Here is a 20,668-nt window from a genome sequence, read left to right as displayed (position 1 = left end):
AAGCATTCCCGGGAGCACATCCAGTTCACCTGCGCGGGTCGTCCACTGTTCAGCGGATCCTTCGGTCACCACACCCTTGAGAGGCACGGCAACGACCAGCGGTCTTTGGCTTCTGGAGCAGAGTACGTGAACGCCGCAGGCTCAAGCAAATCCGCCCGTACGGCTCAGCCCTGGGCGCTCTTCATGAGCTCGGCGAGGTCGGTCGTGTCCTTCGCGGGCGGGGCGGTGACCGTCACCGGCTGGTTCAGGTCGAGGAAGGTGACCGTCATGTCCAGCGGGCCCTTGTCTCCCTGGCCGCGCATCCGGAACCGCTTGGCGTGCTTCTCGCCGTCGACCCACATGTCCATGGTGATCGCGTCGACGCCCATCTTCTCGTACTGCTCGACGCTCCTCTCGCGCCGCTCCCCGGTGGCCTTGTCCTCGCTCTTGGCGGCGGCCCTGACGTCGGCGAGGGTGACCCTGCCGGCGTAATGGGTGGTGCGCACGCCGTCGACGGTCTCGGTGCCGACCTTCTTCACGTCCTTGGCGCCGGCGAGGAAGGCGGTCTCGGCGGCCGGGTTCTTGTCGGCCTCGGCGGCGCCCGCCGCGTTGGCCGTCAGGTCGTTGCCCACGCCTCCGAGGGCGGACATGTCGAGCTTCACCCAGCTCTTGCCGCCCAGTTCCTTCGCCGTCTCGGGGCCGCCGTTGATGTAGAGCGCCTTGCCGACGATGCGCAGCTGGACCGTCCCGCCGGACGTGGACGAGGTCATCTTCATGCTCATGGCCTGCGGCTCGGTGGTCATCGCGGCCTCGGCCCTGATGGTCCCCTCGCCCGGCATCTCGCCGGCCATCCGGTAGCGGAGGGACGTGATGTCCTCCGTCTTCTTCGCCGCGGCGGCGACGGCCGCGGCGGGCGCCATGTCCGGCGACCGGTCCGCGGCGACCTTCGAGCAGCCGACCGCTCCCCCGGCGAGGAGCAGGGCGGCGAGCCCGGCACCGGTGGCCCCGCGGCGCGTGGAACGACGTACGGAAGACTGCATGTGTTTCCCCCAGGGAACAGAACGCGACGGCCGCGAGGGACCCCTGGGACACAGGGAACGCATGGCCGATGCACAGCGAGAGCCGTGAGCCTAACCCCGGGCGGTGCGGGAGGTCTTCCGAATTCCCGTGGGCCCGGCCGGAGTTGGGCCCCGCTCAGGAGCTCGTGCCGGACCCCGTCGCCGTGTCACCGCTGCCCGGGGTCATGCCCTGCTTCTTCAGCAGAGCCGTGAAGTCCTCGGTGTCGCTCGCCGGGGGCACCGTCGCGTCGGCCTTCACGCCGTAGTCGCTGTAGAACGCGGTCTGGGTGTACTGGCCCGACGACATCTGGCCCTTCTCGGTCTTCTTGACCAGGAGGTCCTGGGCGTTGATCCAGATGTCGACGTGCTCGGTGGTGACGCCGGCCGCGGTGAGCTGCTTCCTCATGGCGGCGAGCTGGCTCGCGGTGAGGTTCGAGTTCTTGGCGGCGAGGTCCGCGACGTCGACCGTGCCCGCGTAGTGCGTGGTCTGTTGGCCGCGGACCGACTCCGTGCCGACCTTCGTGACGTCACCGGAGGCGAGCAGGAGCTTCACCGACTGGTTCGGCGTCGTGTTCTGTATCTGGTCCTTGAGGTACGCGCCGGAGCTGCCGCCGAGCTTGGCCAGGTCGTCGTAGTCGTACTTGATCCAGTGCTTGCCGTCGGCCTGCTGGGCGAACTTCTCGCCCATCTTGGCGTAGTACGCGTCCGGCAGATAGCGGGCCTCCATCGACGTGCTGCCCGCCGCGCGCATCGTGTCGGCCAGGGTGCCGCCGGTGTACGTCATCGTCAGGGTGCCGGTGAGGCCGTCGGCCCAGCCCAGGTTCCCCTTGGCGTCCATGGACATCAGGGAGCCCATCACGGTGGACGACTCGACCTTCGCGGAGTCCGCCTTGTCGGTGGACTGCTCGGCGCTGCGCAGGGCCGCGATGGGGCTCACCCGGGTCGCGCCCTTGCCGAGGGCCTTGTCGTCCTTGCCTGAGCCCCCGGAGGAGCCCGAGGAACCACAGGCGGCCACCGAGGCCAGCGCGGTCGCCACCGCGATCGAGAGTCCCACCCGGCGCACGGTCGTGCTCTTCATTGGTCCCCACCCCTATGCGATTGCTGTGCCTGCCAAGAACGCTAGCGCAGGGCACTGACACCCCGTCCGAAAAGAGGACGAGCCCCGCAACCCGAAGGTTGCGGGGCTCGTCCGATGCTGACGCGCGCTGGACGCGGCTACCGGGGTGAGCGCGAGGCTCAGACGGCGGCCGGGTCCTCCTCGACGAGGAGGTTGCGGGTGCGGTTCGGGTCGACCGGAATGCCGGGGCCGATCGTGGTGCTGATCGCGGCCTTCTTGATGTAGCGACCCTTGGCGGCGGACGGCTTCAGACGGAGGATCTCGTCCAGGGCCGCGCCGTAGTTCTCCACCAGCTTGGTGTCGTCGAAGGACGACTTGCCGATGATGAAGTGCAGGTTCGAGTGCTTGTCGACGCGGAACTCGATCTTTCCGCCCTTGATCTCGTTGACGGCCTTCGCCACGTCCGGCGTCACGGTGCCGGTCTTGGGGTTCGGCATGAGACCACGGGGACCGAGCACGCGGCCGAGGCGGCCGACCTTGCCCATGAGGTCCGGGGTGGCGACGACGGCGTCGAAGTCCAGCCGGCCCTTCGCCACCTCGTCGATGAGTTCGTCGGAACCGACGATGTCGGCGCCTGCGGCAGTCGCGGCCTCGGCACGGTCACCGGTCGCGAAGACCAGGACCCGGGCGGTCTTGCCGGTGCCGTGCGGGAGGTTCACGGTGCCGCGGACCATCTGGTCGGCCTTGCGCGGGTCGACACCCAGACGGAAGGCGACCTCGACGGTGCCGTCGAACTTGGAGGTGGAGGTCTCCTTGGCGAGACGCACGGCCTCGAGCGGGGCGTAGAGCTTCTCCCGGTCGATCTTGGCGTCTGCAGCGCGGAGAGACTTGCTGCGCTTGCTCACTACTGCTCCTGTGTGTGTTCTGAGGAGTCGTGGTGTGGGCCGAGCAGGCCCTGCCACGGTCTTTCCTACGGGGTGAAGGTCAGCCCTCGACGGTGATGCCCATGGAACGGGCGGTGCCGGCGATGATCTTCGACGCGGCGTCCAGGTCGTTGGCGTTCAGGTCGGGAAGCTTGGTCGTGGCGATCTCGCGGACCTGCGCCTGGGTGATCTTGGCGACCTTGGTCTTGTGCGGCTCGCCGGAGCCCTTCTCGACACCTGCGGCCTTGAGGATCATCTTCGCGGCCGGCGGAGTCTTGGTGATGAAGGTGAAGGAGCGGTCTTCGTAGACCGTGATCTCCACCGGGATCACCCAGCCACGCTGCGACTCGGTGGCCGCGTTGTAGGCCTTGCAGAACTCCATGATGTTGACGCCGTGCTGACCCAGCGCGGGGCCGACCGGCGGGGCCGGGTTCGCCGCACCGGCGTTGATCTGGAGCTTGATGAGCCCCGTGACCTTCTTCTTCTTGGGAGGCATTGCTCTCTCCGGGTCCTAGTGAGAGTGTTCGGCCCCTGTCCGGTTAATCCGGATGGAGGCATACCGCACAACGATAACGGGTATCTATGCGCGGCTAAAAACCGAGCAGGTCAGAGAGGCTTTTGACAGCCCGTCTGACCTGCTCGGAAGACGTGGGTCCAGGAAGAACTAGTTCTTCTGGATCTGGTCGAAGGAGAGCTCCACCGGCGTCTCGCGGCCGAAGATCTCGACGAGACCCTTGACCTTCTTCGAGTCGGCGTTGATCTCGTTGATCGTCGCCTGCAGCGTCGCGAACGGACCGTCGGTGACGGTGACCGAGTCGCCGACCTCGAAGTCCAGCACCTGGACCTCGACCTTGCGCTGCGGAACCGGCTTGCCCTCGGCCTCGGCGGCCTCACGCGCGGCCTTCTCCTCGGCCTCCGGGGCGAGCATCTTGACGATCTCGTCCAGGGTCAGCGGGTACGGGTCGTAGGCGTTGCCCACGAAGCCGGTGACGCCGGGGGTGTTGCGGACGACGCCCCAGGACTCGTTCGTCAGGTCCATGCGGACCAGGACGTAGCCCGGGAGCTTGTTCTGCTTGATGGTCTTGCGGTCGCCGTTCTTGATCTGGACGACCTCTTCCTGCGGCACCTCGGCCGCGAAGATGTAGTCCTCGACGTTCAGCGAGACGGCGCGCTGCTCCAGGTTGGTCTTCACGCGGTTCTCGTAACCGGCGTACGTGTGGATGACGTACCACTCGCCGGGAAGGAGACGCAGTTCCTCGCGCAGGGCGACAACGGGGTCGACGGGCTCGGCCGGCTCGGCCTCTTCCTCGTCGTCCTCGGCCGCGGTCTCGTCGTCGAGGTCCTCGGCCGCTTCCTCGTCCTCGTCCTCGACGTGCACGGCGGCTTCCTCGGCGGGCTCGCCCGCGTCGGCGTCTGCAGCCTCGACCTCGTCCAGCTCCTCGTCCGCGCCCTCGACGATGTCGAGTTCGTCTTCCACGGACTCGTCCGGCTCGACGGCCTCGTTCAGGTTCGGGTCAGACACGTGGCTGCTTCTTCCTGGATACATGGGGGTGGAACACGCGAAAGGGGCGCCGGTCAGGGCGCCCTTCGCTTCCGGCCTCAGCCGAAGACGTACTTCGCGGCGTGATTGAGTCCATAGTCAATCACGGTCACCAGACCGATCATGATGACGACGAAGACGATCACGACGGTCGTGTACGTCGTCAGCTGGTTGCGCGTCGGCCAGACGACCTTGCGGAGCTCCGCGACGATCTGGCGGTAGAAGATGCCGAGGCGCTTCAGCGGGCCCTTCTTGGCGCGCTTTCCACCCTTGCGGGGCTTCTTCTTGGACTCCGACACCTCGTCCTGGGCATCAGGCATGTCGATGGAGCCCACGGCGTCCGCCATTCATCCTCACCTGTTCCCGGGTCGTGGCCGTGCCGCGCCCGGTCTGAGCCGCACGGCGGTGCATTGCTGTACGTACATGCGCTGCGCACACATCCTGGTGAAGGTGTGTGTAGCAGGGCCGGAGGGACTTGAACCCCCAACCGCCGGTTTTGGAGACCGGTGCTCTACCAATTGAGCTACGACCCTTTGTGACGTCCCCAACGTACCGCATCCGCCCGGGTGCTCGGTGTGCACCCAGTGGGGCGCGGCTGTTGAAGGCCAACGAGCTAGGAGTGTACGTGCTCCGGCGCCGGTCGTCGAACAGAAAGTGCCTGTACGGGGATTGCCGGAGGAAGATCACCCAGGCCGGGGCGGGAATCCGGACGGTTGTTCAGTGCCTTCCCCATCCTGTTCAGTCTGTGAAACCGGTGTGCCGGGCGGGTTTCCGGTCTGAAACGATGGGCCCCATGAGCGCCTCAACCCCTCCCACCGAGCGCCGGGTCTCCGCCCGAGTCGGCGCGATCTCCGAGTCCGCCACCCTCGCCGTGGACGCCAAGGCCAAGGCCCTCAAGGCCGCCGGACGTCCGGTGATCGGCTTCGGCGCGGGTGAACCGGACTTCCCGACCCCGGACTACGTCGTCCAGGCCGCCATCGAGGCCTGCTCGAACCCCAAGTACCACCGCTACACCCCGGCCGGCGGTCTCCCGGAGCTGAAGTCCGCGATCGCGGCGAAGACGCTGCGCGACTCGGGCTACGAGGTGGACGCCTCGCAGATCCTCGTCACCAACGGCGGCAAGCAGGCGATCTACGAGGCCTTCGCAGCGATCCTCGACCCGGGCGACGAGGTCATCGTCCCGGCGCCGTACTGGACGACGTACCCGGAGTCGATCCGCCTCGCGGGCGGTGTCCCCGTGGACGTCGTCGCCGACGAGACGACCGGCTACCGCGTCACCGTCGAGCAGCTGGAGGCGGCCCGCACGGAGAACACCAAGGTCGTCCTCTTCGTCTCGCCGTCGAACCCGACCGGCGCCGTCTACAGCGAGGCCGAGGCCGAGGCGATCGGCCGCTGGGCCGTCGAGCACGGCCTGTGGGTCATGACGGACGAGATCTACGAGCACCTCGTCTACGGCGACGCCAAGTTCACCTCGCTGCCCGCGATCCTCCCGGAGCTGCGCGACAAGTGCATCGTGGTCAACGGTGTCGCCAAGACGTACGCCATGACCGGCTGGCGGGTGGGCTGGATCATCGGCCCCAAGGACGTCGTCAAGGCCGCGACGAACCTCCAGTCGCACGCCACCTCGAACGTGTCGAACGTGGCCCAGGTCGCCGCGCTGGCCGCCGTCTCCGGTGACCTGAAGGCCGTCGCGGAGATGCGCGAGGCCTTCGACCGCCGCCGCAGGACGATCGTGCGGATGCTCAACGAGATCGACGGCGTGCTCTGCCCGGAGCCCGAGGGCGCGTTCTACGCCTACCCGTCGGTCAAGGCGCTGCTCGGCAAGGAGATCCGCGGCAAGCGCCCGCAGAACTCGGTCGAGCTGGCCGCGCTGATCCTGGAGGAGGCCGAGGTCGCGGTCGTCCCGGGCGAGGCCTTCGGGACCCCCGGCTACCTGCGGCTGTCGTACGCCCTGGGTGACGAGGACCTCGTCGAGGGCGTCAGCCGTATCCAGAAGCTGCTGGCCGAGGCCACGGACTGAGTTTTCGTACCTCCACGCGTGCGTGCGGGCCGTTTCCCCTCCCGGGGAGGCGGCCCGCTGCTTTGTGCGAGCAAGACCACGATCGAGGAAAGTGGTACCGGGACGGCGGAAACGTACGGCAGGATTCCCAGATGGAGCGTGTACGTGATGTCTCTGAACTGCCGAAAGCCCATCTGCACCTGCACTTCACCGGGTCGATGCGGCCGACCACCGTGCTGGAGCTGGCCGACAAGTACGGTGTGCGCCTGCCCGACGCCCTCACCGAGGCGCTGACCAGCGGGGAGCCGCCGAAGCTGAGGGCGACGGACGAGCGGGGCTGGTTCCGTTTCCAGCGGCTGTACGACGCGGCGCGGTCGTGTCTGCGGGAGCCCGAGGACATCCAGCGGCTGGTGCGCGAGGCCGCCGAGGAGGACGTCAGGGACGGCTCGGGCTGGCTGGAGATCCAGGTCGACCCGACGTCGTACGCCCCACGCCTGGGCGGGCTGATCCCGGCGCTCGAGGTCATTCTGGACGCGGTGGAGACGACCTCCCGGGAGACCGGGCTCGGGATGCGGGTCCTGGTGGCCGCGAACCGGATGAAGCACCCCTTGGACGCGCGGACGCTGGCCCGGCTGGCCGTGCGGTACGCGGACCAGGGTGTGGTCGGTTTCGGGCTCTCGAACGACGAACGCCGCGGTATGGCACGGGACTTCGACCGGGCCTTCGCGATCGCCCAGGAGGGCGGTCTGCTGTCGGCGCCGCACGGCGGTGAGCTGGCGGGCCCGGCCTCGGTGCGGGACTGCCTGGACGACCTGCACGCGACCCGCATCGGCCACGGCGTGCGCGCGGCGGAGGATCCGCGGCTGCTGAAGCGGCTCGCCGACCGGGGCATCACCTGCGAGGTCTGCCCGGCGTCGAACGTGGCCCTGGGTGTCTACGAGAAGCCCGAGGACGTGCCCCTGAGGACCCTCTTCGAAGCGGGCGTCCCCCTCGCGCTCGGCGCCGACGACCCGCTCCTGTTCGGCTCCCGGCTGGCCGCCCAGTACGAGATCGCCCGCCGGTACCACGGGTTCTCGGACCGCGAACTCGCCGAACTGGCACGGCAGTCGGTCCGCGGCTCGGCCGCCCCGGAGGACATGAAGACCAAGCTGCTCTCGGGCATCGACGACTGGCTCAGTGCCCCGGTCGCCTGAAGTGGGCGTAGGGCGGATACGGCTTGAAACAGATCAGGACCTCGTGAGGATGGCCGCCGCCGCGCGTGGGCTCCAGCTCGTGCTGCAGGCCTGCCATGTACGCCGACTGTCCCTTGGCGACCCCCTTGTGCCGCGGCCCCCAGCCGGCCGCGTAGGCGAAGGCGGTGGCGGCCGACGCGAGGACGTCACGGTCACCGATGAGGAAGTACGTACGCGCGTGCGTGGTGTGCCGCAACAGTCCGCGGTCGTACGGCCGCTCCCGCCACGCGCGCGCGTGGCGCTCGGTTCGTGCCTCGTCCGTGCGCACGGTGAGCGGCCTCCCGCGCCCCAACGACCGCCGCAGCCCGGGCCACTTGGAGGGCCGTAGCCCCGCCTCCTGGTGGGCCACCACCAGATCGACCAGCTCCCCGCACCCCTCGTCGGGCGGCACGCTCTCGCGCAGGGGGATGTGCACGATGGTGTGCCGCGAGGAGGCCGCGAACGAGAACAGGCCCGCGAGCCGGTTCAGCCCGTCGTGGTCCCCCATGAGCATCCCGAACGGCGCCTGGTCGCGCAGCGAGGTGTGGCGCAGGGGTTGTCCGGGCTGGACGATCCGGTGTTCGTGCGGGCCGGTCCGGGGTCTGAACTCGCGGAGTCTCAGCTCCATATGGGGTGCCTCATGGGGCAAGGGTCCCGGTCAGGCGGGGTCCCCGGCAACGGAGATTCCGCCCAGCAGGGTCAGGGCCAGGCGGGGCGCGAACTCGTCCACGGGCGGGCGGGCGCCGGTCTCCGCGGCCTCGTAGGCGAACGCGCGCTGTGCGCAGGCGCCCAGGAGGAGGGACGCGGCCGCGAACGTGTCGGCGTCGGGGCGGACGCGGCCGGCGGCCTGTTCGGCGCGCAGATAGGCGTCCAGGGCCTCGATCGGCTTGTGCGGGCCGGAGCCGAGCTGCCGCAGTGCCTCGTCGTGGCGCCGCTTGAGCTGGGTCTCGGCGTACAGGGAGGCCGCGATCGGGAAGCTCTGCTCGTAGAAGAGGGCCGCCTGGCGGGCGATCTCGGTGAGGTTGTCCTCCAGGGAGTGCTGTCCGGGCTCGGCGGCCAGGCTGCGCAGGAGCGGGGTCAGCTGGGGCAGCCGTTCCGCGAGGACGCGGATGAACAGCTCCTCCTTGCTCGCGAAGTACTTGTAGAGCGCGGCTTCCGAGCAGCCCGCCGCCTTCGCGATCTCCTTGGTGGTCGCCCTGGCCAGGCCGACGGTGAGCATCAGCGCGTGGGCGGCGTCGAGGATGCGGACCCGGGCGGGCTTCAGGGTTTCCATGACCGGTCCGTTCGGGCTTGACGGGTGGGTGAGTGCTTACCCACCCTAGAGGCAGGCAGGGGTGAGTGAATACTCACCCACCTTGCGAAGGAGCAGGAGTGCGCCATGAAGCTCACCGTTTTCGGTGCCACCGGAGGCATCGGTCAGGAGATCGTCCGCCAGGGGCTGGCCTCGGGCCACGAGGTCACGGCGGTCGTACGGGACCCGGCGCGGCTGACCGTGCGGGGCGCGGGCCTTGAGGTGGTCCGCGCGGACCTCACCGACCCGGAGGTGGTACGCCCGGCGGTCGCGGGCCGGGACGCGGTCCTGTCCGGGCTCGGCGCGCGCAGCCGCAAGGAGGCGGGCGTCGCAAGCCGGCTCACACGGACGGTGCTGACGGCCATGGAGGCGGAGGGGGTGCGCCGGATCCTGGTGGTGAGCGCCGGTCCCATCGGCCCGGACCCGGCGGGCGCCGGACTCCTCGACCGCACCGCGCGCGGGCTGATCTCGGCCCTCCTGAAGGACGCCTACGACGACCTGCGGGCCATGGAGACGGCCCTCGCCGCCAGCGCCACGGACTGGACGAGCGTCCGCCCGCCGCGCCTGCAGAACAAGCCGGTGACCGGCACCTACCGCACGGTGGTCGGCGGTTTCCCGGACAAGGGCCGCTTCATCGGCCGCGCCGACGTCGCCCACGCGATGCTGACGATGACCGACGATCCCGGAACGGTGAAACAGGGCGTGGGGCTGGCCTACTGAGGCCGACCGGGCGGGGTCCGCCTACCGGCCGTCGAGGCTGACGCCGACTGTCACTGGTTCGTTGACGAGCGTGATCCCGAAGGTGTCGTGGACACCGGCGACGACTTCGCGCGCGAGGCCGAGCAGGTCCTCGGTGGTCGCCTCGCCGCGGTTGGTGAGGGCGAGGGTGTGCTTGGTGGAGATACGGGCGGGCCCGCTGCCGTACCCCTTGGTGAAGCCCGCCTTGTCGATCAGCCAGGCGGCGGAGGTCTTGGTGTGCCCTTCCCCCGACGGGTACGCGGGCGGCTCCGCGCCCTCCCCGAGGCGCTCCTTCACGCGCGCGTGGAACGCGGTGAACTCATCGTCCGTAAGGATCGGGTTGGTGAAGAAGGAACCCGCCGACCAGGTGTCGTGGTCCTCGGGGTCCAGGACCATGCCCTTGCCTGCGCGCAGCGCGAGGACGGTCTCACGCGCGCGGGCGAGCGGCACGCGGTCGCCGGGCTCGACACCGAGGACGCGGGCCGTCTCGGCGTACTTGACCGGCGCAGACAGCCCGTCCGCGTCCTCCAACCGGAACCGGACCCGCAGCACCACATAGCGCTCGGGGTCGGCCTTGAAGCGGCTGTGCCGGTACGAGAAGGCGCACTCCTCGTTCGTGAGGGTGACCGTCTGCCGGGTCCTGCGGTCGTAGGCGACGACCTCGGTGATGGTGGCGGAGACCTCCTGGCCGTACGCCCCCACGTTCTGGATCGGGGTCGCGCCTGCCGACCCGGGGATCCCGGCGAGGCACTCGACCCCGGCGAGCCCGGCTTCGACGGTCCGTGCGACGGCGTCGGTCCACACCTCGCCGGCCGCCAGCTCCAGCCGCGTGCCGTCGAGCACGAAACCGCGGGTGGCGATCCGCAGGGCGATGCCCTCGAACCCCTTGTCCCCGATGACGAGGTTCGACCCGCCCCCGATGACCAGCAACGGCGTCCCGGAGTCGTCGGCCTCGCGCACGACGTCGATCACCTCGGCGTCGGTGGCCGCGGTGATCAACCGGGTCGCGGGACCGCCCAACCGGAAGGTGGTCAGGGGGGCGAGGGGAGCATCGTGGAGTTCCTGCACGCGCCCAAGACTACGAGACGGGACTGACAACACCGGGGTGGCGGGGTGGGAGCTTCGTTCCCTGGGCACTCCGTCCGGCACGTGTCACGCCTCCGTCGCCACGCACGCGTGGAGCCCCGCCGATGTCGGCGGGGCTCCACGCGTGCGTGCCAGGGTGTCCGGCTCAGCGACCGGCGTTCTCCAGCACCGAGTCGGAGTCAGCGGACCCGGCCGACTCGTCGGACTCCGAGGACGCCACCGCCGCGAGCTGTGCCGCCCGGCGTCGGGTCGGTATGAACAGGGTCGCGACTCCGGCGAGGGCGACCACCGCCGCGCCGGTGACCAGGGCGGGCTTCAGGCCGTCGACGAAGGTCTGTGCGGTCTGGTAGCCGCCCTGGGAGGAGAAGATCGACGCCATGACGGCGATGCCGAGCGCGCCGCCGACCTCGCGGAGCGCGTTGTTGGCGCCGGAGGCGATGCCCTGCTCCTGGGGACGGACGCTGGACATGACCAGGTTGGAGGCCGGCGCGAAGAACAGGGCCATGCCGATGCCGCTGAGGATCAGGCCGGGCAGCTGGGCGGCGTAGGAGACGTCGGTGGTGACCACGTAGGCCATGTAGCCGAGACCGGCCGCCTGGAGGAAGAGGCCCGCGGCGACGACCGGGCGGCCGCCGATACGGTCGGAGAGGATGCCGGCGATGGGGGCGACGAGCATGGGCATGCCGGTCCAGGGGAGCATCCGCAGGCCCGCCTCGGTGGGCGAGTAGCCGAGGACGCCCTGCATGTACTGGCTGAGCAGGAAGATCGACCCGAACATCCCGAGGAACATCAGCAGGCTCGCCGCGTTGATCCCGGAGAAGGCGCGGGAGCGGAACAGCCGCATCGGAAGCATGGGGTTCTTGGCGTTGACGCTGTAGATGACGAACCCGGCGAAGAGCGCGCTCCCGGCGAACAGTCCGGTGAGGACGAGCGAGCTGGTCCAGCCGTCGGCGGGCCCGCGGACCAGGCCGTAGACGATGCCGAAGAGGCCGCTGCTGGCGAGGAGGGTGCCGGGGAAGTCGAGGGGGGCGCCGGTGCCGTGGGACTCGGAGAGGCGCAGGCGGGCGAGCGGGATCAGGGCCAGGCCGAGGGGGACGTTCAGCCAGAAGATCCAGTGCCAGGAGATGTGCTCGGTGAGGCTGCCGCCGATGAGGGGTCCCGAGGCGACGGCGAGTCCGTTCACCGCGCCCCATATGCCGTACGCCATCCCGCGCTTGGCGACGGGCACGGCCGCCGTCAGCAGGGTCAGTGTCAGCGGCATCATGATCGCCGCGCCGACGCCCTGGACCGCGCGGGCCGCGATGAGGGACTCGATGCCGGGGGCCATGGCCGCGGCGGCGGAGGCGCCGGTGAAGACGGTGATGCCGATGAGGAAGAGCCGGCGGCGGCCGAACCGGTCGCCGAGCGCCGCGCCGAACATCAGCAGGACGGCGAAGGTGAGCGTGTAGGCGCTCACGGTCCACTCCAGGTCGCCCAGGGCGCCCCCGAGGTCCTTGCGGATGGACGGCAGGGCGGTGGTGACGACGAGGTTGTCCAGGGCCGCCATGAAGCCGGCGACGCTGGTGATGACGAGGGCCCAGACCATTCCCCCGCGCCGTGCGGTTGGCTGTGACATCGCTCCCCCAAAGGGTGCTCGTACCGATGATTAGTTATCGATGACTAACTTTGCCGCGCAGCAAAAGGCGCAGAATCCGCCCTTTGCCGATGCGTGCTACTTCTCCAGCCGGCCAGTGATCCGCGCCGACGGGTAGAGCCCTTCCCAGACCCGGTGCTGGGGTGGAAAACCCATGGCCGCCAGGGTGTTGATCAGCATTCCGTACGCGAGGAAGGTCGTGGTCTGGTCGACATCCGCCCCCAGGGGCACATGCACGACGTCCCAGAGCCGCATCCAGCCCTTCCGCACGGCCTCGCCGAACTCGTGGTCGCCCTCCGCCTCGGCGGCGGCCACCGTGATGTACGTCTGCATCTGCATCTGCAGCTTCTCGGGGTTCTCCGTGATGAGCTGCACATAACCGTTGGCCATGGCATGCAGGGCCTCTTCGCCCTCCAGCCCCTTGGACGACTCCTCCAGGACCTGGCACACGTCCTCGACACACCTGATCGAGGCCGCCGCGAAGATCGCCTTCTTGCCCGGGAAGAGCCGGAAGAGATAGGGCTGCGAGACCCCGACCCGCTTGGCGATCGCCTCGGTGGAGGTGCCGTAGTACCCCCGCTGCGCGAACTCGGCGATCGCCGCGCGGATGACGCTCTCGCGCCTCTCTTCTGCGCTCATCCTGACCATGCGAGAAAGTTAGTACTCAATCACTAACTAAGTCAAGAGGGGGCGCGGGGCCGGATGTACGGGTGCCGTGGGTGCCGCGGGTCCGGGTGGACGGGTAAGGGGTGCCCGCCATTGCCGGCACCCCTTACCTCGACCGACGGTCAACCGGTCAACCGGTCACGCCAGTCGCACGACCGCCCGTGACATCCCCAGCACCTTCTGGCCCGCGCTCATCGCCACCAGGTCCACGCGGACCGTGTTGTCGTCGAGCTTGGCGGCGACCTTGGCGCTGACCTCGACGGTCGCTCCCTGGTCGTCGTTCGGGACGACGACGGGCTTGGTGAAGCGGACGCCGTACTCGACGACCGCGCCCGGGTCGCCGGTCCAGTCGGTGACCACGCGGACCGCCTCGGCCATGGTGAACATGCCGTGCGCGATGACGTCCGGGAGCCCGACCTCCTTGGCGAACTTCTCGTTCCAGTGGATCGGGTTGAAGTCCCCGGAGGCGCCCGCGTACTGGACGAGGGCGGCGCGGGTCACGGGGAAGGCCTGGGCCGGCAGTTCGGTGCCGACCTCGACGTCGTCGTACGCGATCTTCGCCGTCATGTCAGTTCTCCTCCGCCGCGCGGGCCACGAGCTTTGTCCAGGCGGTCACGACGTGCTCGCCCGCCTCGTCGTGGACCTCGCCGCGGATGTCCAGGATGTCGTTGCCCGCCATCGACTTGATCGCCTCGATCGTGGAGGTGACCGTGAGCCGGTCGCCGGCGCGCACGGGGCGGACGTAGACGAACTTCTGGTCGCCGTGCACGACGCGGCTGTAGTCGAGGCCGAGCTGCGGGTCCTGGACGACCTGTCCCGCGGCCTTGAACGTGATGGAGAAGACAAAGGTCGGCGGGGCGATCACATCGGGGTGACCGAGCGTCTTGGCGGCCTCCGGGTCCGTGTAGGCGGGGTTGGTGTCACCCACCGCCTCCGCGAACTCGCGGATCTTCTCCCGGCCCACCTCGTAGGGGTCGGTGGGCGGGTAGGTCCGCCCCACGAAGGACTGGTCGAGCGCCATGCCCCGGTACCTCCTGATGTTCCTGCTGCGGTGTGGAGAACGACGCGAGGCCGCCCCCAGACTTCGGGGACGGCCTCGTGTACGAGCCTGATTCTTATCGCGTTTCGCGGTGCGCGGTGTGCGCATTGCAACGCGGGCAGTGCTTCTTCATCTCCAGTCGGTCCGGGTTGTTACGCCGGTTCTTCTTGGTGATGTAGTTCCGCTCCTTGCACTCCACGCAGGCCAGCGTGATCTTCGGGCGGACGTCGGTGGCAGCCACAGGAGTGCTCCTTGACGAACGGATGGGACTATGAACGCATAACAGAGTAGCCGATCGAAGGACCGACCCCGCAATCGGCTACTGTCAGTAGCGGTGACCGGACTTGAACCGGTGACACAGCGATTATGAGCCGCTTGCTCTACCGACTGAGCTACACCGCTGTGATGCGATCAGTTCCCATCTTGCGACGGGAACCTTTCACACCAGAGCCCCAATACGGAATCGAACCGTAGACCTTCTCCTTACCATGGAGACGCTCTACCGACTGAGCTATTGGGGCGAGCGATGAAGACATTACACGCTCGGCGACCGTTCGCCCAAATCCGTTTCGCGGCCCCGCTCCAGCCGCTTCCACGGCCCTCCCAGGGGCCTCAGGAGCCCCTCTCGTACGGGGGACCACACCGGTACGACTATTGCGCTCCTCCCGGCCATGAGTGGATCACCGCCCTAGGCTCGACTCACTCTGCGTGATCTTGCGCCCCTTTGCGCAGCCCCGAGCCCTGAGCCCCGCAGCCCCGAGCCCCTGGAGCGCGATGCCCGACAGCCAGCCCCAGCCGTCCCACTCGTCGTCGGGTTCCTCAGGCTCGTCGGGACCGGCCGACCCGGCCGCCCTCCTGCTCTGCGGGGCCCGCCTGACCGACGGCAGGACCGTGGACGTACGGCTGGGCGGCGGGCGCATCGAGGCGGTCGGCACGGCCGGCAGCCTGGCGACGGACGCCACGCGCGCGTGCGGCGCGCGCGTCGACCTCAGCGGCTATCTCCTCCTCCCGGCCCCCGCCGAACCGCACACGCACAGTGACACCGCCCTGTCGGCCGAGCACGGCGGACCGGTCTCCTACGACCCCGAGGACGTCCAGCGCCGCGCCACCGAGGCCGCGCTGCTCCAACTCGGCCACGGGGCCACCGCGCAGCGGGCACACGTGCGCGTGGGGGACGTCCAGGGACTGAGCGCGCTGGCCGCCGTCCTGCAGGCGCGGCGGGCGCTGCGGGGGCTGGCGGAGCTGACGGCGGTGGCGATGCCCCGGCTGCTGACCGGGGTGGCGGGGGCTGACGGGCTCGCGATGCTGCGGGACGCGCTGAAAATGGGTGCCTCCGTAGTGGGCGGTTGTCCAGATCTGGACCCCGATCCGACGGGGTACGTGGAGGCGGTCCTGGAGGTCGCGTCCGAGCACGGCTGCCCGGTCGACCTGCACACGGACGCGGCCGACCCGACCCGGCTGGCCCGGCTGGCGGCGGTCGCGGGCGGCATGCGCCCCGGGGTGACGCTCGGCCCGTGCGGCGGCCTGGGGCGGCTGCCCGCGGACACGGTCACCCGGATCGCGGACCAACTGGCCGCCGCCGACGTCACGGTGGTGTGCCTGCCGCAGGGCGGCTGCGGCGGCGTCGACCGCCGGGGCACGGCTCCCGTACGGCTGCTGCGCACGGCCGGCGTCCAGGTGGCGGCGGGCAGCGGCGCCCTGCGGGACGTGTCCAACCCGGTGGGCCGCGGGGACCCGTTGGAGGCGGCCTATCTGCTGGCCTCCCGGCACGGGATGCGGCCCGAGGACGCCTACGACACGGTGAGTTCGTCGGCGCGCGCGGCGCTCGGCCTCCCCGAGGTGCGGGTCGAGGCGGGATTTCCGGCCGAACTGCTCGCGGTGCGCGGCGACCGGCTCGCGGGCGCGCTGTCGTTGGCGTACAGCCGGATCGTGGTGCACCGGGGGCGCGTGGTGGCACGGACGAGTGCGGTGCGGGAGTACTGCAACACGGCGGCGGGCTCGGAGTTGGGGCTGCCCCGGCAGGGACGGGGCGAGTTGTCGTGAGCCGCGGCCGCTGCGCCGGGGCGTACGCCTGAGGCGCCAGGGCTCGGCTTCGCGCGCCGGGCGCGTCCGGCGCGGGTGTGCGCTGCTGGGACGCGGCTGAAGTCATGCGGCGCGTGCGGCCGTCCGGGCGTACGGTCGAAGGCATGCGCATTGTCATCGCTGGAGGTCATGGTCAGATCGCGCTGCGGCTGGAGCGCCTGCTCGCCGCGCGCGGTGACGAAGTCGCGGGCATCATCCGCAACGCAGGACAGGGCGACGATCTACGGGCGGCCGGCGCCGAACCGCTCGTGCTCGACCTGGAGTCGGCCTCGGTCGAGGAGGTCGCGGCGCGGCTGCGGGGCGCGGACGCGGCGGTCTTCGCGGCGGGCGCGGGCCCGAACAGCGGCACGGAACGCAAGGACACGGTGGACCGGGGTTCGGCGGTGCTGTTCGCCGACGCGGCGGTCCTGGCGGGCGTACGACGTCATGTCGTCGTGTCCTCGATGGGCGCGGATCCGACGCACACCGGGGACGGCGTCTTCGACGTGTATCTGCGGGCCAAGGGTGAGGCCGACGCGTATGTGCGCGGCCTGGACGCCCTGGACTGGACGATTCTGCGGCCCGGTTCGCTCACGAACGACGCCGGCACGGGGCTCGTCCGCCTGGAGGCCCACACCGGGCGCGGCTCGGTCCCTCGGGACGATGTGGCCGCCGTACTCGCGGAATTGGTGGAGACGCCCGCCACGGCCGGGCTGACGCTGGAGCTGGTCAGTGGGTCCGCGCCGGTGTCGGTGGCGGTGAAGTCGGTGGCCGGGAACTGACGGAGGGTCCGGTCACGGGGTTCGCCGCCGGGCGGTGCCCCGGCGGCTAGAAGAGCGGCATCTGGCCGGGGAACTCCGGGACCACGTAGCCGTCCAACGCTGGCTGTGCCGCCCCGAGTTCCGCCTGGCGGCGGGACCCGGGGCAGGACACGAGGTCGCCGGTCTCCCGGGCCCCGGGCGGGTCGTGGCGGGCGAACCGTCCGGCCACGACGGCGATTTCACGACGGCACTCGGGGCAGCTTCTGCGGCGTGACGACATGGAATCAGTCTGCCCCGCCGCAGGCCGGGTCGGCTGTCGAGGCTCGCTCGGGCGCGCTCAGCTGTGGGCGACGGTCAGGCCGTAGAACGCGACGCGGGCGCCCTTGGTGGTGCTGTCCGAGGACGACTGGTTGTACGAACCGGCCTTGAAGTACTGCTTGTAGGCGTTGAAGGACGACGGGATGGCGTAGTGCGTGGTGCTCCCGTTGACCGTCAGGTTGATGGTGTTGCCGCCCGAGACTCCGATCGTGTAGCTCCACGTCTTGCCGACCGACACGTTGCCGACGGTGTGCAGGGTCTGGCCGCCGGAGGGCGAGTTCTCGGTGCCGAGGACGATGTCGCCGCTGGAGCGGTAGTACAGCTCCAGCAGTGGCTTGGTGGAGCTGCCGCCGCTGCCGAGGTGGATCTGGCCGACGCAGACGTTCGACGTGACGGAGACGACCCGCAGCGTCGCCTTCATCGTGTGGGTGCCGCTGAGCGACCAGTCGGCGGCGCTGCCGCTGCGGTTCATCTCGCGCAGCTCTGAGCGGGCGTAGTTCGAGTTGGGGGTGGTGACGCCCTTCTCCGGCGCCCAGAAGGTCATCGCTCCGTCGCGGGTGTCCGTGTAGAAGTACGAGTCCTGGAAGCCGTTGGCCCCCTGGAGCCGCGACGAGGAGATCGTCGTGGGCGAGCCGGGGGAACCGACCGGCTCCTGGAGCTGCCAGACCGACAGGTCGAAGTTGCCGCCGGGTGCGACGGAGGGGTCGGCCTGGGGGGAGGCGACGACACCGGTACTGCCCGACGCGGCGGGGGCCGTCAGGGCGAGGCCGCCGGTCACGGCGACGACGGTGGCCAGGGAGGTGAGCAGCGTACGCATGCGCATGGGGGGTGCCTTCCTGTCTGCTCTGTGGACTCGGTTGGCGGAGCGCCAGTTCATGTGTGTGAACTTTGTGTTTCAACATGAACACGGTGTCGCGACAGTAGGGCTGTGGCACGGGCACGTCAAGGTTGGCGGCAGAGCAAAAGGGGCCGCGGGAATGCCTCTGGAACGCCTCGGGAGAACCTCGGGGAGACATCGGGAACGACGAAAGGGTCTGTGATCAGCATTGCTGCTGATCACAGACCCTTTCGATCATGTGGCGGCGCCAGGGTTCGAACCTGGGTAGGCTAAGCCGGCAGATTTACAGTCTGCTCCCTTTGGCCACTCGGGCACACCGCCGGGGATGCTGCCCCTCGCACCGCTTTTCGGCGGTGCTCCGTGGCAACGACGTAAACGATACCCGATGCCCAGGGGTGCTTCGCCACCCGATTGACCGGCGCTCGGAGGGGAGGGGGTGGCTAGGCTTATGCGGATGCGGCCCGGGGCCTGCGCCGGGCTCGGCGGCTGCCCCGACGCACGCCGATACGCAGTGACACGCATCGATACGCACCCCGATACAAGGAGCCACAGGACATGGCCGACTCCAGTTTCGACATCGTCTCGAAGGTCGAGCGGCAGGAGGTCGACAACGCCCTCAACCAGGCCGCCAAGGAGATCTCCCAGCGCTACGACTTCAAGGGCGTGGGTGCCTCGATCGCCTGGAACGCCGAGAAGATCCTCATGGAGGCGAACTCCGAGGAGCGGGTCAAGGCGATCCTCGACGTCTTCCAGTCCAAGCTGATCAAGCGCGGCATCTCGCTGAAGGCGCTGGACGCCGGTGAGCCGCAGCTCTCCGGCAAGGAGTACAAGATCTTCGCGTCGATCGAGGAGGGCATCTCCCAGGACAACGCGAAGAAGGTGGCGAAGATCATTCGCGACGAGGGTCCCAAGGGCGTGAAGGCCCAGGTGCAGGGCGACGAGCTGCGCGTCAGCTCCAAGAGCCGCGACGACCTCCAGGCCGTGCAGGCCCTGCTCAAGGGCAAGGACTTCGACTTCGCGCTGCAGTTCGTGAACTACCGGTAGAACCACGCCTCCCGCGCCCATCGCGCGCGGGGCACGGGGATACGCGGAAGGGTGGGCGCCTGTCGGTGCCCGCCCTTTTCGTCTGCCTGCTACGGCCCGGGGGCGCCCATTTCGGATGGCTGCTACGGCTCGGAAGGCGCCGACTTCGGATGGCGGCTACGGCTCGGAAGGCGCCCTTTCGGCTGGCGGCGGGGGCTTTGGCATCGGCGGCTGCTGGCGCGGGCGGCACGATGGAGGTCCCCCGCGCGAGGTCGTTCAGGGGGGCGAGTCGGCGACCGACGACAACGCCGCCGAAGGTTCCCGCGCCTTAAGACAGTGCGCCGAGGGTCTCCCACGCCTTGAGACCGTGAGCGAGGACGTGGCGCACCCCGCGTCCGCGACAAGAGCCGCCGGACAGGTCCTAGTTGCGTGAGTTGCCGAACAGGATGCGGTAGATGATCAGGAGGACGAGCGCGCCGCCTATCGCCGAGGCCCAGGTGGCGCCGTCGTAGAAGTTCTTCGCGACCGGGTGGTCCAGCCAACGGGCCGATATCCAGCCGCCGATGAACGCGCCGGCGACGCCGATGATCGTCGTGCCGATGAAGCCGCCCGGATCGCGTCCCGGCAGCAGGAATTTGGCGATGGCTCCGGCCAACAGTCCCAGGATGATCCAGCTGATGATGCCCATGCCGTGAACCTGCCCTCTCCCGCTGTGCTTGCACTGATCCGGAGCTGTGAATTCCGTCCGTCCAGGCTGTGTTCGTCGTCCGTGCGCACGGCCTGTCGGCGCCATGTTCGGCCGCGCTGATGAACAGGACGTCACGGGTGCGTGTGGTGGTTGCAGGCATCGGTGGCCTGCGACGATCCCTCAGGACGCCGGTGCGGTCGTGCGTATGCGGAAGTCGGGCCACGGGGTCGGTTCGGGGGCGTCGACGCGGTCCGCGTACCAGCCCGTGTCGTCGAGCCAGGAGCGCAGCCAGTCGGCGAGGCTGGGCGCGTCGACGTACCAGGCGTGGTCGGCCTCGTCGGCGTTCGGCTCGTAGAGGAGGACCGTCGCCTGCGGGGAACGGCAGTCCACGCACGCGTACATCGCGCAGCCCCAGTGGGAGATCGGCAGGACACCCTCGGGCCAGGGCCAGTCGGGGTCCTTGTCGGCGCTCGCGCGGTTGGCGAGGTACTGGGTGACGGCGGCGGGCTCGCCGGCCGGTGGGTTGTCGAGAAGGGGCAGCAGGCCGTACTCCGGGCCGAATCCGCCGTCTCCTATCCGTGTGTAGAGCGCGGCGAGCAGTGGCGGCAGGCGGAAGCCCAGGGCAGCCTCGGCGCGGGTCACCGTGGCCTCGTCCACGGGGGCGGGGAGTGAAGTCCAGCCCCACGGGCGGGTGTTGCGGGCCTCGGCGGCCACCCGGGTCAGCAGTCGCTGCTCGTTCTCGGTCATGGCTTCATGGTG

Annotated in this window: 24 protein-coding genes and 4 tRNA genes; 6 read left to right on the top strand and 22 right to left on the bottom strand. The window is 69.6% G+C overall.

What is annotated here, in order from left to right:
- Window positions 1-164: 164 nt before the first annotated feature.
- The 7 genes from OHT77_RS26585 to OHT77_RS26555 form a co-directional block, all read right to left on the bottom strand.
- The gene (locus tag OHT77_RS26585) at window positions 165-1,019 is read right to left on the bottom strand and encodes a DUF1396 domain-containing protein (protein ID WP_328830970.1); all 855 of its coding nucleotides are present in this window, start codon (window positions 1,017-1,019) and stop codon (window positions 165-167) included.
- A gap of 154 nt (window positions 1,020-1,173) precedes the next feature.
- Entirely contained in the window at window positions 1,174-2,115 is a 942-nt protein-coding gene (locus tag OHT77_RS26580) for a hypothetical protein (RefSeq protein WP_328830969.1), read from the bottom strand.
- A 158-nt stretch (window positions 2,116-2,273) separates the two neighbouring features.
- Window positions 2,274-2,999, bottom strand: coding sequence for a 50S ribosomal protein L1 (gene rplA, locus OHT77_RS26575; protein WP_266769429.1), 726 nt, complete (start codon window positions 2,997-2,999; stop codon window positions 2,274-2,276).
- A 79-nt stretch (window positions 3,000-3,078) separates the two neighbouring features.
- On the bottom strand, window positions 3,079-3,513 hold the full coding sequence (rplK, locus tag OHT77_RS26570; protein WP_006383482.1) for a 50S ribosomal protein L11: 435 nt from the start codon (window positions 3,511-3,513) through the stop codon (window positions 3,079-3,081).
- A 168-nt stretch (window positions 3,514-3,681) separates the two neighbouring features.
- Window positions 3,682-4,539, bottom strand: a complete 858-nt coding sequence (gene nusG / locus OHT77_RS26565) for a transcription termination/antitermination protein NusG (protein ID WP_328830968.1) — start codon at window positions 4,537-4,539, stop codon at window positions 3,682-3,684.
- A gap of 77 nt (window positions 4,540-4,616) precedes the next feature.
- Entirely contained in the window at window positions 4,617-4,904 is a 288-nt protein-coding gene (gene secE / locus OHT77_RS26560; protein WP_266769433.1) for a preprotein translocase subunit SecE, read from the bottom strand.
- Window positions 4,905-5,017: 113 nt separating this feature from the next.
- Window positions 5,018-5,090, bottom strand: a tRNA-Trp gene (locus tag OHT77_RS26555).
- Between the two features lie 260 nt (window positions 5,091-5,350).
- Here OHT77_RS26555 and OHT77_RS26550 point away from each other — a divergent pair.
- Together OHT77_RS26550 and OHT77_RS26545 are read left to right on the top strand one after the other, a co-directional pair.
- Complete coding sequence (locus OHT77_RS26550; RefSeq protein ID WP_328830965.1) at window positions 5,351-6,577, top strand: pyridoxal phosphate-dependent aminotransferase; 1,227 nt, start codon at window positions 5,351-5,353, stop codon at window positions 6,575-6,577.
- Window positions 6,578-6,708: 131 nt separating this feature from the next.
- Window positions 6,709-7,749 carry an adenosine deaminase gene (locus OHT77_RS26545; protein ID WP_266769436.1) on the top strand — a complete coding sequence of 347 codons (1,041 nt, stop codon included), beginning with the start codon at window positions 6,709-6,711 and terminating at the stop codon, window positions 7,747-7,749.
- On the opposite strand, the gene OHT77_RS26540 is transcribed toward OHT77_RS26545, so the two are convergent.
- Together OHT77_RS26540 and OHT77_RS26535 are read right to left on the bottom strand one after the other, a co-directional pair.
- The gene (locus OHT77_RS26540) at window positions 7,730-8,395 is read right to left on the bottom strand and encodes a hypothetical protein (RefSeq protein ID WP_328830964.1); all 666 of its coding nucleotides are present in this window, start codon (window positions 8,393-8,395) and stop codon (window positions 7,730-7,732) included. The two genes, OHT77_RS26545 and OHT77_RS26540, sit on opposite strands and share 20 nt — an antisense overlap.
- 30 nt (window positions 8,396-8,425) lie before the next feature.
- On the bottom strand, window positions 8,426-9,040 hold the full coding sequence (locus OHT77_RS26535; protein ID WP_328830963.1) for a TetR/AcrR family transcriptional regulator: 615 nt from the start codon (window positions 9,038-9,040) through the stop codon (window positions 8,426-8,428).
- 105 nt (window positions 9,041-9,145) lie between these two features.
- Here OHT77_RS26535 and OHT77_RS26530 point away from each other — a divergent pair, with 105 nt between their 5' ends.
- Window positions 9,146-9,778, top strand: coding sequence for an NAD(P)-dependent oxidoreductase (locus OHT77_RS26530; RefSeq protein ID WP_328830962.1), 633 nt, complete (start codon window positions 9,146-9,148; stop codon window positions 9,776-9,778).
- A 21-nt stretch (window positions 9,779-9,799) separates the two neighbouring features.
- On the opposite strand, the gene OHT77_RS26525 is transcribed toward OHT77_RS26530, so the two are convergent.
- From OHT77_RS26525 to OHT77_RS26490, 8 genes are all read right to left on the bottom strand, one after another.
- On the bottom strand, window positions 9,800-10,864 hold the full coding sequence (locus OHT77_RS26525; RefSeq protein WP_328830961.1) for a UDP-N-acetylmuramate dehydrogenase: 1,065 nt from the start codon (window positions 10,862-10,864) through the stop codon (window positions 9,800-9,802).
- A 163-nt stretch (window positions 10,865-11,027) separates the two neighbouring features.
- Window positions 11,028-12,497, bottom strand: a complete 1,470-nt coding sequence (locus OHT77_RS26520) for a DHA2 family efflux MFS transporter permease subunit (RefSeq protein ID WP_328830960.1) — start codon at window positions 12,495-12,497, stop codon at window positions 11,028-11,030.
- 96 nt (window positions 12,498-12,593) lie between these two features.
- Window positions 12,594-13,163: a TetR/AcrR family transcriptional regulator gene (locus OHT77_RS26515; protein WP_328830959.1), complete on the bottom strand. Its 570-nt coding sequence runs from the start codon at window positions 13,161-13,163 to the stop codon at window positions 12,594-12,596.
- 156 nt (window positions 13,164-13,319) lie between these two features.
- Window positions 13,320-13,748, bottom strand: a complete 429-nt coding sequence (locus tag OHT77_RS26510; RefSeq protein ID WP_328830958.1) for a MaoC family dehydratase — start codon at window positions 13,746-13,748, stop codon at window positions 13,320-13,322.
- A gap of 1 nt (window position 13,749) precedes the next feature.
- Entirely contained in the window at window positions 13,750-14,202 is a 453-nt protein-coding gene (locus OHT77_RS26505; RefSeq protein ID WP_328830957.1) for a MaoC family dehydratase N-terminal domain-containing protein, read from the bottom strand.
- 94 nt (window positions 14,203-14,296) lie between these two features.
- Entirely contained in the window at window positions 14,297-14,461 is a 165-nt protein-coding gene (rpmG, locus tag OHT77_RS26500; protein WP_003948671.1) for a 50S ribosomal protein L33, read from the bottom strand.
- Window positions 14,462-14,549: 88 nt separating this feature from the next.
- A tRNA-Met gene (locus tag OHT77_RS26495) sits at window positions 14,550-14,622 on the bottom strand.
- Window positions 14,623-14,668: 46 nt separating this feature from the next.
- A tRNA-Thr gene (locus OHT77_RS26490) sits at window positions 14,669-14,741 on the bottom strand.
- Between the two features lie 253 nt (window positions 14,742-14,994).
- Between OHT77_RS26490 and OHT77_RS26485 the strand changes: the two genes are divergently transcribed.
- Window positions 14,995-16,263 carry an amidohydrolase family protein gene (locus OHT77_RS26485; RefSeq protein WP_266769451.1) on the top strand — a complete coding sequence of 423 codons (1,269 nt, stop codon included), beginning with the start codon at window positions 14,995-14,997 and terminating at the stop codon, window positions 16,261-16,263.
- Between the two features lie 143 nt (window positions 16,264-16,406).
- The gene (locus OHT77_RS26480; RefSeq protein ID WP_328830955.1) at window positions 16,407-17,063 is read left to right on the top strand and encodes an NAD(P)H-binding protein; all 657 of its coding nucleotides are present in this window, start codon (window positions 16,407-16,409) and stop codon (window positions 17,061-17,063) included.
- A 46-nt stretch (window positions 17,064-17,109) separates the two neighbouring features.
- Here OHT77_RS26480 and OHT77_RS26475 read toward each other — a convergent pair whose 3' ends face one another.
- The 3 genes from OHT77_RS26475 to OHT77_RS26465 form a co-directional block, all read right to left on the bottom strand.
- Window positions 17,110-17,322, bottom strand: a complete 213-nt coding sequence (locus OHT77_RS26475) for a hypothetical protein (RefSeq protein ID WP_033282563.1) — start codon at window positions 17,320-17,322, stop codon at window positions 17,110-17,112.
- 57 nt (window positions 17,323-17,379) lie between these two features.
- The gene (locus OHT77_RS26470) at window positions 17,380-18,183 is read right to left on the bottom strand and encodes a polysaccharide lyase family 7 protein (RefSeq protein ID WP_328830954.1); all 804 of its coding nucleotides are present in this window, start codon (window positions 18,181-18,183) and stop codon (window positions 17,380-17,382) included.
- Window positions 18,184-18,437: 254 nt separating this feature from the next.
- Window positions 18,438-18,519, bottom strand: a tRNA-Tyr gene (locus OHT77_RS26465).
- Window positions 18,520-18,753: 234 nt separating this feature from the next.
- Here OHT77_RS26465 and OHT77_RS26460 point away from each other — a divergent pair.
- Window positions 18,754-19,242, top strand: a complete 489-nt coding sequence (locus tag OHT77_RS26460; protein ID WP_266769454.1) for a YajQ family cyclic di-GMP-binding protein — start codon at window positions 18,754-18,756, stop codon at window positions 19,240-19,242.
- Between the two features lie 400 nt (window positions 19,243-19,642).
- Here the strand turns inward: OHT77_RS26460 and OHT77_RS26455 are convergent, their stop codons facing one another.
- Together OHT77_RS26455 and OHT77_RS26450 are read right to left on the bottom strand one after the other, a co-directional pair.
- Entirely contained in the window at window positions 19,643-19,909 is a 267-nt protein-coding gene (locus OHT77_RS26455) for a GlsB/YeaQ/YmgE family stress response membrane protein (protein WP_328830953.1), read from the bottom strand.
- Between the two features lie 180 nt (window positions 19,910-20,089).
- Window positions 20,090-20,656, bottom strand: coding sequence for an SMI1/KNR4 family protein (locus OHT77_RS26450; RefSeq protein WP_328830952.1), 567 nt, complete (start codon window positions 20,654-20,656; stop codon window positions 20,090-20,092).
- Between the last annotated feature and the right edge of the window lie 12 nt (window positions 20,657-20,668).

Origin of the sequence: Streptomyces sp. NBC_00252 (assembly GCF_036187565.1) — a bacterium.
Taxonomy (GTDB): domain Bacteria; phylum Actinomycetota; class Actinomycetes; order Streptomycetales; family Streptomycetaceae; genus Streptomyces.
This window is presented reverse-complemented; position numbering and strand designations above follow the sequence as displayed.

What these genes read in the sequence shown, in the direction of transcription:
- OHT77_RS26585 (WP_328830970.1), bottom strand. Translation starts at nt 1,019, where the DNA reads ATGCAGTCTTCCGTACGTCGTTCCACGCGCCGCGGGGCCACCGGTGCC.
- OHT77_RS26550 (WP_328830965.1), top strand. Translation starts at nt 5,351, where the DNA reads ATGAGCGCCTCAACCCCTCCCACCGAGCGCCGGGTCTCCGCCCGAGTC.
- rplK (WP_006383482.1), bottom strand. Translation starts at nt 3,513, where the DNA reads ATGCCTCCCAAGAAGAAGAAGGTCACGGGGCTCATCAAGCTCCAGATC.
- OHT77_RS26485 (WP_266769451.1), top strand. Translation starts at nt 14,995, where the DNA reads ATGCCCGACAGCCAGCCCCAGCCGTCCCACTCGTCGTCGGGTTCCTCA.
- OHT77_RS26450 (WP_328830952.1), bottom strand. Translation starts at nt 20,656, where the DNA reads ATGACCGAGAACGAGCAGCGACTGCTGACCCGGGTGGCCGCCGAGGCC.
- OHT77_RS26505 (WP_328830957.1), bottom strand. Translation starts at nt 14,202, where the DNA reads ATGGCGCTCGACCAGTCCTTCGTGGGGCGGACCTACCCGCCCACCGAC.
- OHT77_RS26580 (WP_328830969.1), bottom strand. Translation starts at nt 2,115, where the DNA reads ATGAAGAGCACGACCGTGCGCCGGGTGGGACTCTCGATCGCGGTGGCG.
- OHT77_RS26470 (WP_328830954.1), bottom strand. Translation starts at nt 18,183, where the DNA reads ATGCGCATGCGTACGCTGCTCACCTCCCTGGCCACCGTCGTCGCCGTG.
- OHT77_RS26535 (WP_328830963.1), bottom strand. Translation starts at nt 9,040, where the DNA reads ATGGAAACCCTGAAGCCCGCCCGGGTCCGCATCCTCGACGCCGCCCAC.
- secE (WP_266769433.1), bottom strand. Translation starts at nt 4,904, where the DNA reads ATGGCGGACGCCGTGGGCTCCATCGACATGCCTGATGCCCAGGACGAG.
- OHT77_RS26455 (WP_328830953.1), bottom strand. Translation starts at nt 19,909, where the DNA reads ATGGGCATCATCAGCTGGATCATCCTGGGACTGTTGGCCGGAGCCATC.
- OHT77_RS26460 (WP_266769454.1), top strand. Translation starts at nt 18,754, where the DNA reads ATGGCCGACTCCAGTTTCGACATCGTCTCGAAGGTCGAGCGGCAGGAG.
- OHT77_RS26510 (WP_328830958.1), bottom strand. Translation starts at nt 13,748, where the DNA reads ATGACGGCGAAGATCGCGTACGACGACGTCGAGGTCGGCACCGAACTG.
- OHT77_RS26520 (WP_328830960.1), bottom strand. Translation starts at nt 12,497, where the DNA reads ATGTCACAGCCAACCGCACGGCGCGGGGGAATGGTCTGGGCCCTCGTC.
- OHT77_RS26540 (WP_328830964.1), bottom strand. Translation starts at nt 8,395, where the DNA reads ATGGAGCTGAGACTCCGCGAGTTCAGACCCCGGACCGGCCCGCACGAA.
- OHT77_RS26545 (WP_266769436.1), top strand. Translation starts at nt 6,709, where the DNA reads ATGGAGCGTGTACGTGATGTCTCTGAACTGCCGAAAGCCCATCTGCAC.
- OHT77_RS26515 (WP_328830959.1), bottom strand. Translation starts at nt 13,163, where the DNA reads ATGGTCAGGATGAGCGCAGAAGAGAGGCGCGAGAGCGTCATCCGCGCG.
- OHT77_RS26530 (WP_328830962.1), top strand. Translation starts at nt 9,146, where the DNA reads ATGAAGCTCACCGTTTTCGGTGCCACCGGAGGCATCGGTCAGGAGATC.
- OHT77_RS26475 (WP_033282563.1), bottom strand. Translation starts at nt 17,322, where the DNA reads ATGTCGTCACGCCGCAGAAGCTGCCCCGAGTGCCGTCGTGAAATCGCC.
- OHT77_RS26480 (WP_328830955.1), top strand. Translation starts at nt 16,407, where the DNA reads ATGCGCATTGTCATCGCTGGAGGTCATGGTCAGATCGCGCTGCGGCTG.